The organism is Paenibacillus qinlingensis, from assembly GCF_031455095.1.
In the GTDB taxonomy this organism is placed as follows: Bacteria; Bacillota; Bacilli; order Paenibacillales; family NBRC-103111; genus Paenibacillus_E; species Paenibacillus_E qinlingensis_A.
On the sequence record NZ_JAVDSB010000001.1, the window covers coordinates 519260 to 534557 of the forward strand.

Annotated in this window: 12 protein-coding genes; 11 read left to right on the forward strand and 1 reads right to left on the reverse strand. The window is 45.3% G+C overall.

What is annotated here, in order from left to right; all coding sequences use genetic code 11:
- Window positions 1–16: 16 nt before the first annotated feature.
- Window positions 17–1549 (reverse strand): MDR family MFS transporter, encoded by a 1533-nt coding sequence (locus J2736_RS02160; protein WP_310223085.1) that lies wholly within the window; start codon window positions 1547–1549, stop codon window positions 17–19.
- A gap of 184 nt (window positions 1550–1733) precedes the next feature.
- Between J2736_RS02160 and J2736_RS02165 the strand changes: the two genes are divergently transcribed.
- From J2736_RS02165 to J2736_RS02215, 11 genes are all read left to right on the forward strand, one after another.
- Window positions 1734–2615 carry an NAD(P)-dependent oxidoreductase gene (locus J2736_RS02165; protein WP_310223087.1) on the forward strand — a complete coding sequence of 294 codons (882 nt, stop codon included), beginning with the start codon at window positions 1734–1736 and terminating at the stop codon, window positions 2613–2615.
- Between the two features lie 30 nt (window positions 2616–2645).
- A complete protein-coding gene (locus J2736_RS02170; protein ID WP_310223089.1) occupies window positions 2646–3791 on the forward strand; it encodes a glycerate kinase in 1146 nt (381 codons plus the stop codon).
- A 108-nt stretch (window positions 3792–3899) separates the two neighbouring features.
- Window positions 3900–5981 (forward strand): right-handed parallel beta-helix repeat-containing protein, encoded by a 2082-nt coding sequence (locus tag J2736_RS02175; protein ID WP_310223091.1) that lies wholly within the window; start codon window positions 3900–3902, stop codon window positions 5979–5981.
- A gap of 31 nt (window positions 5982–6012) precedes the next feature.
- Entirely contained in the window at window positions 6013–8349 is a 2337-nt protein-coding gene (locus J2736_RS02180) for a helix-turn-helix domain-containing protein (protein ID WP_310223093.1), read from the forward strand.
- Window positions 8350–8541: 192 nt separating this feature from the next.
- Window positions 8542–9486, forward strand: a complete 945-nt coding sequence (locus J2736_RS02185; protein WP_310223095.1) for an ABC transporter permease subunit — start codon at window positions 8542–8544, stop codon at window positions 9484–9486.
- A gap of 23 nt (window positions 9487–9509) precedes the next feature.
- Complete coding sequence (locus J2736_RS02190; protein ID WP_310223097.1) at window positions 9510–10409, forward strand: carbohydrate ABC transporter permease; 900 nt, start codon at window positions 9510–9512, stop codon at window positions 10407–10409.
- 80 nt (window positions 10410–10489) lie between these two features.
- Window positions 10490–12040, forward strand: a complete 1551-nt coding sequence (locus J2736_RS02195; RefSeq protein WP_310223099.1) for an ABC transporter substrate-binding protein — start codon at window positions 10490–10492, stop codon at window positions 12038–12040.
- A 232-nt stretch (window positions 12041–12272) separates the two neighbouring features.
- The gene (locus tag J2736_RS02200; protein ID WP_310223100.1) at window positions 12273–12776 is read left to right on the forward strand and encodes a hypothetical protein; all 504 of its coding nucleotides are present in this window, start codon (window positions 12273–12275) and stop codon (window positions 12774–12776) included.
- A gap of 80 nt (window positions 12777–12856) precedes the next feature.
- Window positions 12857–13771 carry a DMT family transporter gene (locus J2736_RS02205; RefSeq protein ID WP_310223102.1) on the forward strand — a complete coding sequence of 305 codons (915 nt, stop codon included), beginning with the start codon at window positions 12857–12859 and terminating at the stop codon, window positions 13769–13771.
- A gap of 145 nt (window positions 13772–13916) precedes the next feature.
- Window positions 13917–14561 (forward strand): chromate transporter, encoded by a 645-nt coding sequence (locus tag J2736_RS02210; protein ID WP_310223104.1) that lies wholly within the window; start codon window positions 13917–13919, stop codon window positions 14559–14561.
- 18 nt (window positions 14562–14579) lie between these two features.
- Window positions 14580–15122 (forward strand): chromate transporter, encoded by a 543-nt coding sequence (locus J2736_RS02215; RefSeq protein WP_310223107.1) that lies wholly within the window; start codon window positions 14580–14582, stop codon window positions 15120–15122.
- The last annotated feature ends 176 nt before the right edge of the window (window positions 15123–15298 follow it).

Here is a 15298-nt window from a genome sequence, read left to right on the forward strand (position 1 = left end):
GACAGCTTTTTTTTATTCACGAATGCTCAGTCGTACCTTTGAATTCCTTGGTAGGATCTAGCTGCTCTTTACTCATGGCAAAGGCGAAAATCAACGCTAATGATGCCGGTATGATCGTCCAAGCGAAGGTGAGTACGATAGACGAGGATAGAGCACTTGTGATTTTGTCCAGCACAGGGGCTGGAATGTCGAGCCTCTTGGCGGGATCCAGCAAGGTATGTGAATCGCCTGCTGGCATAGCGACCGGCGATTGCCCGTTAGCGGTGAAAGCTTCTGTCATTTTTCTGGTAAAAGCATGGCTCTGGATAATTCCGAACACCGTAATCCCAAGCGTCATGCCGAGGGAACGGAGGAAATTCAAGGTCGAAGTGGCTGAGCCGCGTTGACGAGCATCAAATACGTAAATCGCCGCATTACTGAGTACCGAGAAGGAAGCGCCAATCCCAAGTCCAATAACAATCATATACAGGGTCACGAGCCACCGAGGTGAATCCCCTGAAAGCGTCGTTAGCAATAGCGTACCGACAACGAGTAGTGCGATGGTTGGTATCATGATGGAACGAAAGCTGAATTTGGTCATTAAGAATCCGCCGCCTGTTGCAGTGACCACAGTACCAAGCATCATTGGAAGCAAGACTAAGCCTGAGTTTGTGGCCGACCCGCCTAAGACACCTTGAATAAATATCGGAATATACACGGACGCCGTTATGAAGGCAGCACCGCTGCAGATCGCTACCGCATTACTTGTTGCATACAAGCGATTCTTAAACATCCCGAACGAAATAATCGGCTCAGCTGCTTTGCGCTCAACACATATAAAGGCGGTCGTCAACACAGCGAATAGGCCGAATAAACCAAGGATGAACGCGGAATCCCAAGCATATTGTTTGCCGCCTAATTCAAGTGCGAACATAAGCGATACGATGGCGGCGACAAGCAGGCTAGCTCCCCACCAATCGATGCGCTGCTTCGAATGCTCGACAGATTCTTTATAGAAGAAGGCAATGAATATAAATGCAACCATACCCAAGGGCAGGTTGATGTAAAAGACCCATTTCCAACTAATATAATCGGTTATGTAGGCGCCTAACAACGGTCCGAATATACTCGACATCCCAAATACCGCGCCGAATAAGCCACCTAACTTACCGCGGGATTCCGGTGGGACCGCATCAAACATAATCGTGAAAGCGATCGGTACAAGGGCACCACCGCCAATCCCTTGAATGGCCCGATACATACTCAACTCGACAATCGATTCAGCCGTACCGCACAGAATGGAGCCCAACATGAAGACGAGGAGCCCGAATACGAAAAATCTCTTACGGCCATACATATCGGATAATTTCCCGAAGATCGGCATGCCTGCCATTTCTGCAACCATATAAGCGGAGGTTACCCATACGAATTTATCCAATCCGCCAAGCTCCCCGACAATGGTCCCCATCGCCGTTGCCACAATGGTATTATCCATGGAAGCCATAAGAATGCCTAGTAGAAGCCCTGAAAGGACAATGCCTAAACCTTTATTCTTTTGTATGGTGGACATAGCGTTACATTTCCTCACTTTCTTGTACATGAATGGGTTTCAAACACCTCTTTTATATGTACGCAAGATGTGCATCATGATATCAGCCTAGGGATGTATTTTGCTCGTTGGAGATCCGTGTTTGACCAGAAGGTGTGACGGTGATAAGTTTAAAAGAAGATACAGGTGAAAGGTGGACTACCACATGACAAAACATTCAGTACAACCAATCATAGGACTCATTGGAACAGGCGTTATGGGTAAAAGTATGGCAGGGCATTTTATTCAAGCAGGTTATGAGGTTCATGTCTATACACGAACGAAGGCAAAGGCGGAAGACCTTGTAGAGAAGGGTGCGGTATGGCAAGAAACACCAGGGGAGTTGGCACAGAAGTGTCAGATCATCATGACGATGGTTGGATTTCCGAGCGATGTTGAGGACATTTATTTTGGGCAAAATGGGATTCTCGCTATGGCACAGCCTGGCAGCTTTTTGATCGATTTGACGACTTCGAGCCCATCGCTGGCTAAAAGAATTTATAACGAAGCGCTGACTCGGCAACTATTCGCTTTGGATGCGCCTGTCTCCGGTGGAGACATTGGAGCGAGAGAAGCGCGATTGTCCATTATGGTCGGAGGCGCGCGAGACGCGTTCGAACAGATGCTGCCCATTTTCCAGAAAATCGGCACGAATATCGTTCATCAAGGTGAAGCAGGTGCTGGGCAACATACGAAGATGTGCAATCAAATTGCCATTGCAAGTAACATGATGGGTGTCGTTGAGGCACTGGTTTATGCAAAGAAAGCAGGGCTTAACCCAACAACTGTGCTGCAAAGCATAGAAACCGGCGCGGCGGGAAGCTGGTCTTTAAGCAATTTGGGGCCGCGGATGATTGCGGATAATTTTGCGCCAGGCTTTTACGTGAAGCATTTTATTAAGGATATGAAGATTGCCTTACAATCAGCTGAGGAAATGAAAGTGGAGCTTCCTGGTCTGACTCTGGCGAAATCACTTTATGAGCAATTAGCTGCCATGGGCGAAGAGGAAAGTGGTACCCAAGCGTTGTATAAATTAATTAATAAGTAACGTTAGATACAACGACCTGGAGGCTGAGCTATGAAAATTATTATCGCACCTGATTCATTTAAAGGAAGCCTTAGCTCTGAAGGGGCGGCCGAGGCGATTAAAGCCGGGATTCTGCGAGCCATGCCCGAGATAGAAACGATCCTCATACCGATCGCGGATGGGGGAGAAGGAACCGTGGATAGTCTTGTTCAGGCTACACATGGCCAGAAGATTACTCTCCAAGTACAAGGGCCGCTGCAAGAAGAGGTAACGGCTATGTACGGAGTTCTCGGAGACGGTGTTACGTGCGTAATTGAAATGGCATCAGCATCCGGCCTTATGCTCGTTCCAGCGGAAGGGCAGAATCCGTTAATGGCGACGACATACGGGACGGGACAACTCATCAAGCATGCACTCGATCAGGGATATCGTTCCTTCATTCTTTCCCTTGGCGGGAGTGCGACCAACGATGGTGGAAGCGGCATGCTTCAAGCGTTGGGCTTACGGCTCCTGGATGAAGAGGGGCGTGAGATTGGGGCAGGAGGGCAAGCCCTCACTCATCTTAGACATATTGATGCCACCAATTGGGACGAGCGTATTGTTGAATCTACATTTACGATTGCTTCCGATGTCACCAATCCGTTCATTGGACCGCAAGGGGCATCCCATGTCTTTGGGCCGCAGAAAGGTGCTACGCCAGAGATGGTTGAAGTGCTAGATAAGGCCCTTACGCATTGGGCTGATCAGATGGAAGCTCATACGGGGATCGCTGTGCATCATCTCCCTGGGGCTGGCGCTGCAGGTGGACTTGGCGGTGCTTTTCAAGCTTTCTTCCCCTCCAGCACGAAGCGAGGTATTGATGTTGTCATTGAGAATACCAAGTTGACTGAGCATCTCAAGCATGCACAACTTGTCTTCACTGGCGAGGGGCGGACAGATGCACAGACCGCCTCTGGCAAAGCTCCGATGGGGATTGCACAGGCTGCCGCGAAGCTCGGCGTGCCAGTTATCGTGTTATCGGGATCCGTTGGGCAGGGGATTGAGAAGCTTCATGAATACGGCATCACAAGCATTTACAGCATCGTGAACGGTCCGATGACACTTCAGGAAGCTATGAGCCGCACTTCTGAGCTGCTCACACAGAAAGCGGAGCAAGTGATGCGTACATTTTTGGCTGGAAGTAAGAAGGAAGAATAGTATCTGTCAACGAATAAACAAGATGAGGATCTTAAGCGAACGAAAGAGGTATACCTTCAAGCTCCTAGTCATAAATAAGGTTATCATGTTGTATAAAGGAGTAAGCTCATGACATTGGCAGACCAATTCTATGTAGCGACAACTGGGAATGATGATCACGATGGGAGTAAAGAAAAGCCGTTTTTAACCATAACGAAAGCACAGATGACAGTTCGGAATTGCATCCAAAACGGGATGAATCACGATGTCATCGTGTTTTTGTGCGGCGGCACCTATTATGTTGAAACAACTTGGCAACTGGATGAGCGAGATTCCGGAAGAAATGGTTACCGTGTCACTTATCGCAATGTGCCCGGTGAAGTCGTTACGATCGTGGGAGGCAAGCCCATTACGAACTGGGAACCCTATAGCTCAGACATGTGGCGAGCGTGGTGGGGAACTGGAAGGGGCTTCCATACGTTATATGCGGATGGTGAACGTATCACGAAAGCACGCCTGCCAGCAACGGGTTACTTCCAAGCAGAAGGAGAGCCAGAGGCTGGTTATATAGAAGGAATCCATTACCGTGAAGGGGATATTCCAATCGGAAGTGATCTCTCTCAAGCACAGGTATTTCTGTGGCCTGGAAAAGGGGAGTGGAATTGGTTTTCAGAGCTGAGGGCTTTGAACGCACACGATGTAGATGCAAGATTTGTGCAATTCCAGCACCCTTCGATTTGGGATATCGGTGTGGGTTCGCGTTATTTTATCCAAGGCTCTCTCGATTTTCTTCAAGCTCCGGGTCAATTTCACTTGGATGAGAAGGAAGGCTGGCTCTATTACAAACCGAAAAAAGGAATACCGTTACAGCAAGAAGTCATTGTCCCAACGGTAACGAGGCTGATTGAATTGAGAAGCAACAATCATGATGAGCCTATTCAGCATCTTCATTTGCATGGACTCCAATTCTCCTGCACGGACTTCTGGTCCGATTATCAAATGATTCAAGCGGACGAGGGCTTGAGCAACGTAGAGCGGGATGAGCATCGTGAAGGCATGATTTACATGCAGAACGCGGCTCATATAGAGATCTCACATTGCCAAATCGTTAATTCAGGCAGCTGCGGCTTATTTTTGGATCAACAGGTGAGGAACATCCAGATTAACAATAATATCATTGAACATATGGGATATATGGGCATATGTGCTTCTGGATTTTCACCGCTTCAAGGGCATTTTACTTCGGCGGCAGCATCGTACACGAATAAAGACCATACGATCACGAATAATGTGATTCGGTATGGTGGAGAGCTGATTGGACACGGTTGCGGGATCCTGCTCTATCAAAGCGGACATAATGAAATCACGCATAACTTAATCTCACATATGCCACGATACGGTATATCGTTGAAAGGTTTACGACATAAGGTCATGCCATCTACGATTTACGACATACCGGTAACTTGGGAGAATCACTGGGATTTCCTGCATACGAGGAATAATCACATCGCTTATAATGATATTTCACATGTGATGATGGACAGTCAGGATGGCGGTTTAATCGAATCATGGGGCGTCGGGACTCAGAATGTCATTCATGGGAACCGCTTACACCATAGTGGGATTCATTTCTCTTTCGGCTTTGGCATTTATTTGGATGATGCTTCAGATTACTTTACCGTGACTCAGAATGTGTTGACGCACCTCTATTCCACAGGGGAGGGTAAGTTGTGGATGCTTATTTTTTCCAAAGGGATAGGTAACCTCATTCAAGGGAATTTGCTCGTCTCGAATCCTGATGCGATTGCTGCGATTGGTACGCAAGAAATGGCAGGCGAAGATAACAAAGATGTCAGGGTGAAGGGGAATCTCATTTACAATTCAGGTTATCTCTATTATTTCGTCAACTGGCGTGAAGATAAATTTGCTGAAGCGGATGGGAATCTCTATTGGCAAGATCAAGCTAAGGGCATTTGCCAGATTGCTGGCAAGCTCCCTCTACCAGCATCAGGTGCGGACATACTTAATCGTCATGTTTATGACTGGCTGTCATGGCGTTCCTTACTAGGAGGTAAGTTTGACGCGAACACAGTGATTGCAGATCCAAGGTTCATCCAGTCAACGGATGGGATGCTGCGGCTCCAACCGGATTCACCAGCCTATGCACTAGGTTGGATAGACATTGATGTTGCCCGGATAGGACCACAATAATATCGCGAGCATGTGAGGGGGCTTGGTCGTCTTGAAAGGCTTCGGATTCTATAAATCCAAGAAATATTTGCAGCGTGTACTGAGCTCTATCCTGTTATCGATGGTTATTGTTCTTTTAGCTTCCTCATTTGCCAATACGTATTTACTTGAGAAATCAGTCAAACGGATTCAAGAAGATTCCAATCTAAAAATCCTCACACAAATGCAATACAATTTCTCCTATATGAATGAAATCATCACGCATTTATCCTACTTCGTTTTTAAGGATAACCTGCTCATTCCATTAATGTTTGATGAAACTTTACCGAAGATGGATTTAATCCGCAGCTACCAACGCATGTCCAGTATCATGGACAGTTCCTCGTTCTTACATTCCATGGTCGTTTATAATCATACGCAAAATGAGATTTACGGCACGACCAGCCCTTTCCTTCTAGACGGCGGCGTGACCAAAAAGAAAATTTTCGACTGGCTGCTAGACCCCTCTCACATGCACGAAACTTCCCGACTCATCCCAGTGAGCCTTGAACACGAGGATGGACAGATCGATGCTTTCGCTTTTGTTGTAACCGACTCCTTAAAACCCTTCTCACGCGGTGAATCAGCCATCGTACTTTATATCAAATCCGATTGGGTATTCGATAGTTTGAAGAAAATGAACGACACGGGCAGCCGATCGCAAGGTGATATTCTGATGGGGGATCAGGAAGGACGCTTGTACTCTTCCCACGCCTTGGGTGATTTTGCACAGTCATCGACGCAAGACGACATACACAACTACATTATGAATCATAAACTTGCAACGAACGAACCGTCTGGCTTTGTTATTGGGGACGTTGACGGTAAGAAAAGCATGATTACCTATATGGCAGATCCCATTCCGAATTGGACGATCCTGTACGTTCAGTCGTATGACCAGTTGATGGCTGAGGTTACTGAGACTCGCGTCAAATCACTGCTGGTCTCGGGTGTATTACTTTTGATCGCCATTGGCATTTCCGTCTGGTTGTCCTATAAATTGTATCACCCAATCGAAGATATGCTGCACCGCATCCGCTTCCAGCATCCGCGTGATGAACATACGAGGCGTAACGAAGGGGATGAGCTTCATGTCATGAGTGAGAATTATCTAGCGTTATCCCATACCTTGCAAGAAATTAGTTCCGAGCACATCGTAAATAAGTATTACATCCGCAAATTTCTGACAGACGGTCAAATGTTCTCCCATCACGACATGATCCATCTGATTGAAAAGCATCGCTTAAACATCGTCTATCCATCCGACACGATTGTGTGTGTACTTCGATTGGACCATTTTCAAGCGTATGCGAGTACTACAGACCTTGCCCTAAAGAAAATGCACAGCTTTGCCATCACCAATATTGCGCAGGAAATGATGTCGAAAACATATCCATGTGAAGCAGTGGAGGTATGGGGGGATCATGTCATCCTTATTGTTTCACGGAATGATACAGCGACGACAAGTGAAATGGATCAGATGATTCCCATTCTGGAAGAGATCCAGCAAACGATTGCGACGTATTACGATTTAAGTCTGTCTTGTGGGCTTAGTGACCCGATTGCTCAGCTGACGCAGCTGTCATCTGGATATACCCAAGCTTTACAGAACAGCTTGTATACGGTTATTTTTGGCTACAAATCGATTATTACGAGTGAAATGGTGAAGGAAAACAACGCGAATAAGCGAGTATCCATCCCAGAAGTGATTGAGCGTAAATTATCGGAGAGCTTGAAGAAGGGCTTAATGACGGAGGCTGGTATCGAACTAGAGAAAGCATTCTCTCTTTTTGCCACCTTTCATTATCATGATATTCATCGCGCTGTAACGAATCTAGCCTGGGTGATCAAATATACAGTCGTTGAGATTATGGAGAATCGGGTAACGAAGATGAGCTTCAACGTCGACTATATTCATCACATCCCGCAGGAAAAAGAGACGCTAGAAGAGATATACGTCGCTCTGCTGGCTTTATGTTCCCAAATCTGCGAGGGTCAGAAACCGTCCAACGTGGAACGCAATGACATGATTCTAGAAACGGTCAAAGAACTAATTCATCAGAAATATGCGGATATTAACCTCAGCCAACAAACCATAGCTTCCACAGTCAAGCTGTCATCAGCTTACTTGGGCAAATTGTTTAAGGATAGCTGTCAGCTGACGTTAACGGAGTATATCAATGATATTCGACTCAAACATGCGCAGCAGTTACTTGAGAATGGGGATCATTCGGTCTTAGATATTATGGAAAAATGCGGATACGCGAATCCCAGTTACTTTTTCCGGCTGTTCAAAGCCAAATTCGGCAGTACCCCGAAGGAATACCGCATGAAGAAATCCATTTCATAACAGGGATCATGGATACGACTAGCCGCCACTTCTTCCACCATTTGGTGCCTGGAAGGGCGGTTTTTCACTTTTTGATGGTAAAAAAGAGAGTAATTCGAACATTGTACATAAGTTTTGTACATGAATTCTGAAATCTTACGCTATGTAAACGCTTTATCTTGTGGCAAGATACGGATATGGAGGAGGAGCACAATGAGGAAATCACATCCCATCAAAAAACGATGGCTCATACAGGAGTTCAAACATCTGCGCAAAAATCGAGAGTTGCTGTTGCTCGCGATGCCTGGCATCTTGTTTAAACTAGTCATTGCCTATTTCCCTATGATTGGTCTCATCCTAGCCTTCAAATTTTTCAGATATGATCAGGGGATTCTGGGGAGTAAGTGGAATGGGCTCAAAAATTTTGAATTCCTATTTAAATCGCAGGATGCCCTACGGATTATTCGAAACACCTTATTGTATAACATGACCTATATCGTACTTGGCACATTGGCGGCGCTAATCTTATCCATTTTGTTATATGAGGTTAGTGGACGCATGGTGAAAGTGTATCAAACGACTTTATTTTTACCGTATTTCATTTCGCTTGTTTTAGTTGGTTACATTACGTACGGCTTCTTAGAGCATAAAAGCGGCTATCTCAATACGTTACTGACGACCTTCGGGTTATCCCCGCACAAATGGTATTTGGAAACGACGCCATGGCTATTTATTTTACCTGTGGTGGCTGTGTGGAAAGGTGTTGGATTCTCAACCTTGATCTACTACGCGGGGATTGTAGGCATTAATACGGAATATTATGAGGCAGCTAAATTAGATGGCGCTTCACGCGTTCAGATGATCTTTCGAATTACATTGCCCCTGATGAAACCATTAATTATCATTGTGTTTATTTTGGGCTTGGGCAATATTTTCCGCGGGGATTTCGGGTTGCATTATTTTGTACCGAATAATGTAGGAGCTAACTTCGCGACAACAGATGTCATCGATACGTATGTGTATCGTGCGCTCTCGAAGCTCGGCGACATCAATTCTGGGGCAGCTGTAGGCTTTCTGCAATCGATTGTAGGCCTAATTACCATCGTGTCAGCCAATGCAGCAGTTCGCCGAATTGACAAAGATAACGCACTATTTTAATGGGGGAGGGGCTTAGGAGTCCTATGGAACTTGCACTAGCAAAACCAGTGAAAACAGCATCGATTTGGTATATCCATGTATTCTTTACGCTCATTTGTCTGTTGATGATCATCCCCTTTGTGCTCGTTATTGCCGTGTCGCTGACTTCGGAGAACAGTTTAATTCAGTACGGTTATCGTTTTATTCCAAATGAGCTCAGCTTAGAAGCGTACCGAATTGTATTGAAATCACCAGAAATTTGGATGAAATCGTACGGCGTTACGATTGTCATTACGGTTGTTGGCACCGTGTTATCGCTATTGTTAACGACACTGACGGCCTATCCGATGTCGCGACGCGATTTTCGGTATCATCGACCTCTTACGTTCTATATCTTCTTCACGTTATTGTTTAATGGCGGCACGATTCCGTTCTATATGCTAATGACACAGTATCTCCATTTGAAAAATTCCATGCTTGCACTCATCATTCCACTGCTGATGAATCCGTTCAATATCATTATTATGAAAAGCTATCTCGATAAAATCTCGATGGAAATCATCGAATCTGCCAAGATTGATGGCTCTAGCGAGATTCGTATTTTCTTTCGCATTATTGTGCCGCTGTCAACACCGGCGCTGGCGACGCTCGGCTTATTTATTTCTTTTGCCTATTGGAATGATTGGTTTAATGCGTTGTTGTTCATTGATGATAACAAATATGTACCGCTTCAGCTGCTTCTCGTTCGTATTTTATCGCAAATTGAGTTTCTAGCGAATTCACCTTTAGCAGAGACTGCGAGCAAATTACAGTTCGCGAACTTCCCCACATTGTCTGTTCGTATGGCTATGGCTTTGGTAGCTGGCGGGCCGATGATGATTATGTTTCCTTTTTTCCAGAAGTACTTTATTAAAGGAATAACGGTAGGTTCATTGAAAAGCTGAGAGGAGGTGAGCGTTGCGTTGGTAAGGTTGGTTTGATGGATCTGATGAACTTAGGGGTACTTATTATGGAGGTGTGAAGGTTGAAAAAAGGAAAAAAAATGTACCTAAGCAGTGTAGCCATTATGCTTCTGAGTATGACGGTGTTAGCTGGATGCAAGACCGATACGGCAAGTGAAACGAAATCGCCGACGGCAACAACACCAGCAACTTCGACAAGCGCAACCCCAGCAACACCTGCACCAAGCACGCTGCCAGAAGTCAAGTTGACATTCTATTATCCAAGTAATCCGCCTGGTAAAGATCAAGCGCTTGTGAATGAGGAAGTCAATAAGTATGTGAAGAGCAAAATCAATGCTACGGTAGACTTAAAGCCTCTTTCCTTTGATGAATATGATCCGAAGTTGAATACGATTATGGCATCCGGCGAAGCCTTTGATGTGGCATGGGGCTCGAAATATTGGCTGCTGGGCTATCAACCGAACATTGATAAAGGAGCACTCCTTGAGCTGACAGACGCAATGATCAGTAAAAATGCCGCTCAGGCGAGGAAGAACATTCCTGATAAATTCTGGCCAGATATGAAAGCAACCGATGGCAAGGTCTATGGCTTCCCTGTGTATCAAATTGCTGCGAAGACCAAGAGTCTTGTTATTCAAAAACAATTCGTTGATAAATATAAATTGGATGTCAATTCAATTAAAACCTATAAAGACCTCGAGCCTTTCTTGAAGACGATCAAGACAAACGAAAAAGATGTGATTCCATTTGGCATGGCTATGAATTCTTGGGGCCTCTATACCGATCCTAATTTGGTGAATGCAGATGGACTTGCGGTTGCTTACAAAAAGGATGATAAAACGTACGCATCAATCACGAAAATTCAACAATTGTTGAATAAGAAGGACTTCTACACAACCATGCACAACTGGTCCAAAGCAGGCTATATTAATGAGGATGCACCACTAGTCAAGAACATCACAGATCTCAAGAAAAAAGGGAAAGTAGCTGTCAGTCTGGAGTTTACAACAAAACCCGGCGGCGAAGTGGATGAAATGGCGAATAACGGCAATAATCCGGTCGTGTATGTGCCGATTTCTGACTCTTACTTTACCGGTGTGGCAAGTGCGATGCAGGTTATTTCCAAAACATCGAAAAATCCAGAACGTGCCCTTATGTTTATCAATCTACTGAATACGGATAAAGTGCTATACAACCTCATTTCGAATGGTGTGGAAGGCAAGCACTACACGAAAAAAGATGATAAATATATTGAACCGATCAAGGATTCTGGGTATGCGCCGAATGTAGATTGGGTGTTCGGTAATCAATTCAATGCCTACTTAAAAGGTGCGCAAACGGCTGATGTATGGGATAAAACGATTAAATTGAACGAAAGCGCCATGGTTCCAGTCTCTTATGGCTTTGATGTGAACAGAGACACCATCAAATCGGAGGTTGCCAACGTGACGGCCGTCGATAACGAGTTCCAAGTTGCACTTGAAACAGGTGCCGTAGATCCTGCGGATCAACTGCAGAAATACATCGACAAACTGAAAGCAGCGGGGCAAGACAAGATTGATGCAGAAACGACGAAGCAATGGCAAGCCTTCTTGAAAGCGAAGGGCTTGTAAGAGTCGCCACACCAGTAGCCGTCACTCGGGGTCATTTGACCTTTTGTGGCGGCTTTTATCATAGCTTGTCTATCATATTAGGCCAAGTTCCCGAATATAGTTGAGTGAGGGAATGACGATATGAGGTGGATGAGTAGACAAAGACAGCTGCCTTTTCAAAGTAAAAGGATGGCTGTTTTTGTTTTCATGCATATACTAATTCTACAACCCAGGAACGAAAGAGGTGATCTTGGTGGGAACACGGCTATTATCGGAGAAGCTTGTGAAAACTCGCTTTCCCCATTTAAGGTACATCCGAATTCACACTTCAGATAAATATAAGGCTACGATTTATGCTTGGACAGAGGATTTGCAACTAACGAAGCAGGATGCACTTAATGTAGAAAAATATGCAAACGCTTACTTGTACCCCTACGTCGCATTTCAAGTAAAAGCCTACTGTGCGGTTCGCGCAGATAAAGTGCCGTTAGTAGAAGAGGTGCCTGTCGAAATTGTTCAAACAGCGCTGCGTACGAACTTGAATCAATTTGGTATTCTTGCTGCGATTAATCGACAGTTTCCCTATGGTCGTTTGCGTTTTAAGCATTATGATGTGATCCATAGTATTATTCATTTTGATTTCGATGCGCTTAAGCAAATGAGTGAGTCAGAGAAGGAAAGTATGATGCGCTATCTGCGCGAAATGATTCCTCTTGGTTGTTTCTGTGAGGTTTGTTTTCTGGAAGATGATTGCTAAAGCACGGTTGTTAAGATCTACGGGAAGGTGGTAAACTTGGTGTGCCGCAACAGCTCGTAAGATCTTAAAGGAGTGCAACTATGCTGAAACGTTCACCGTATTTCTTATTAATTCTCGCAACCTGCCTTTGGGGAGGTAACTTTGTCGCGGGTAAGGCACTCGTTCTGCAAATTCCTCCCATCACTTTAGCAACAGTCCGCTGGGAGATTGCGTTCTTATGTTTACTGCCTTTTTTTGGCCAAGCAGCTTGGCGACTCAAACATGAATTTCTTGCCCATTGGAAAATGGTGCTATTTCTTTCGTTGACAGGCGTAGCAGGATTTAACTCACTGACCTATATTGCTGTTCAATATACAGGCTCTATTAATGCGTCATTAATGAATTCGGCGACCCCTATTTTTGTTATTTTGATCACTTGGGCCGTGATGAGGGAAAGGCTCGCATGGTGGGCGCTGCCGGGAATCGGTGTATCGATTGTCGGGGTTTGCTGGATTATCAGTCAGGGCGATTTGTCTGCGATTCTCCGATTATCGGTCAATCAAGGTGATTGGTTCATGCTAGTCGCCGTTATCTGCTGGGCTTTGTACTCAGTCGGTATGAAAAGGATGGCAGGAAAGTTCCCTGCCAGTCCTTTTTTGCTAGTTCAAGTAATAGTAGCGCTTGTTGTATTGCTGCCAAGCTCTACCATGGAATGGGCGATCCGAGCACCTCAAGTTGCGTGGAGTCCCGGCTTAGTGAGCGGTTTATTCTATGTTGGTATCTTTGCTTCCATCGTTGCTTTCCTAAGTTGGAATAAAGCGATTGAGCTTGCTGGTCCCCAGCGTTGTGCGGGATTTCTCAATTTCATCCCGTTGTTTAGCGCAATCTTTGCTACCACCTTCACCGGGGAGTCATTGCAGCTTTATCACTTCATTGGTGCCTTCTCCATCGTGTTAGGCGTGTACATGACCAATAGGGCAATGAAGAAGCAAGTTCGCCCTTTTCTTTCAAAATAAAAGAAACTGAATGGCTATGAAGCTGCTAATTGGGTGAAAGTTCCGAGTTATAAGCAGTTTCTTTGTATTGGATCACGAAAATTGATTGGATTTACTCTCAACTTTAATTCAAAATAGAATTAAGTGTAGGGGGAGATTGAGCGTTATGTCAAAGAATATACCGAGCAAGCTTATAGCGATATTTTGCGTATGTTTACGCATTAGCCCGCTCACATTCGGTGGCGGCTATGCGATGCTTCCAGCCATTCAACGAGAAGTGGTCTCTCAAAAACAATGGATGACAGACGATGAGATGTCTGAACTTTTGGCTATTTCTGGCGCAGCTCCAGGTGGCGTTGGTGTGAATGTGTCGGCGTTGGTCGGATACCGACTTGCAGGTGTCTCGGGCGCAGTTGCTGCGATTGTTGGAATTACGTTGCCAACCTTCTTCATCGTTCTGCTGCTTAGTTTGCTGTATGCTTGGCTTGCGCATTACCCCAAAATGCAAGCCATCATGGATGGGATTCATGCGGCAATTATTGGCCTCATTGCGGCAGCTGCGTACAGAATGGCGAAATCAGCGATCTTAGACAAGCTCACACTTCTGACAGCCATAGGAACGGTAATTGTCATGTTTTCGGTTCCCATCTCACCGCTTGTCTTGGTCATACTTGGTGTAGTGGTAGGTATGATTGCTATGTATTTGAAATACAAATGGGGCATGAACAAGCCCGTTATGCATACCGCATCACCACCTCCAACGAGTAAGGACAACAAGACTGCCGATTTTTATATGGCAGATGGCATATAGGGATGAGGTGCTTAGCAGATGCTGCTGCATTTATTTCTCACATTTTTCCAAATTGGACTCCTCTCCTTTGGCGGTGGTTATGCCATTCTGCCCGTCATCCAGCTCGAGGTCGAGCGGCATCAATGGATGACCGTAGATGAATTCTATCATGTGATCGCTTTAGCAGGATCCAGTCCAGGACCGATAGCCACGAACACTGCCACATTAACTGGCTATGAGACAGCGGGAGTCCCAGGGGCGATAGTTGCCACCTTAGGGATGGTACTTCCTTCGCTAATTGTCATTATTCTTGTGGCTGCGTTCTTATTCCGCTGGCACTCGCATCCATGGTTTCAATCCTCCTTTTATGGATTAAAGCCTGTGGTGACTGGTTTTATCGTGTATGCGGCGCTGCATTTTGGCATGACCTCTTTCGGATCTGTACACACTGGCGTCTCTTGGCGCCAGGTTGCTACACTTTTCATTGCAGGAGGAGCTTTCCTCGCCATTGTCAAATACAAGCTGCATCCCCTTCTCGTAATCGTTTGTGCGGGCATGTTGGGCATTGTGTTCTTCTTGTAAGTAAGGAGTTAGGGAGTTTAGAAAGACACGCCTTTCGACCGTTGAGGTTGGAATGGCGTTTTTTTTTGTCTCTTAATAAGAAATAGGTGATAAATATTTCTTTTATAGGCAATAAACAACTTTATATTTCAGTTAAGTGTTATATAATATACAATATATAATAAATAGAACATACT

Excerpts from the sequence above, each read along its gene's own strand:
- J2736_RS02215 (WP_310223107.1), top strand. The coding sequence starts at position 14,580 with ATGCTGCTGCATTTATTTCTCACATTTTTCCAAATTGGACTCCTCTCC.
- J2736_RS02190 (WP_310223097.1), top strand. The coding sequence starts at position 9,510 with ATGGAACTTGCACTAGCAAAACCAGTGAAAACAGCATCGATTTGGTAT.
- J2736_RS02165 (WP_310223087.1), top strand. The coding sequence starts at position 1,734 with ATGACAAAACATTCAGTACAACCAATCATAGGACTCATTGGAACAGGC.
- J2736_RS02185 (WP_310223095.1), top strand. The coding sequence starts at position 8,542 with ATGAGGAAATCACATCCCATCAAAAAACGATGGCTCATACAGGAGTTC.
- J2736_RS02210 (WP_310223104.1), top strand. The coding sequence starts at position 13,917 with ATGTCAAAGAATATACCGAGCAAGCTTATAGCGATATTTTGCGTATGT.
- J2736_RS02205 (WP_310223102.1), top strand. The coding sequence starts at position 12,857 with ATGCTGAAACGTTCACCGTATTTCTTATTAATTCTCGCAACCTGCCTT.
- J2736_RS02160 (WP_310223085.1), bottom strand. The coding sequence starts at position 1,549 with ATGTCCACCATACAAAAGAATAAAGGTTTAGGCATTGTCCTTTCAGGG.
- J2736_RS02175 (WP_310223091.1), top strand. The coding sequence starts at position 3,900 with ATGACATTGGCAGACCAATTCTATGTAGCGACAACTGGGAATGATGAT.
- J2736_RS02170 (WP_310223089.1), top strand. The coding sequence starts at position 2,646 with ATGAAAATTATTATCGCACCTGATTCATTTAAAGGAAGCCTTAGCTCT.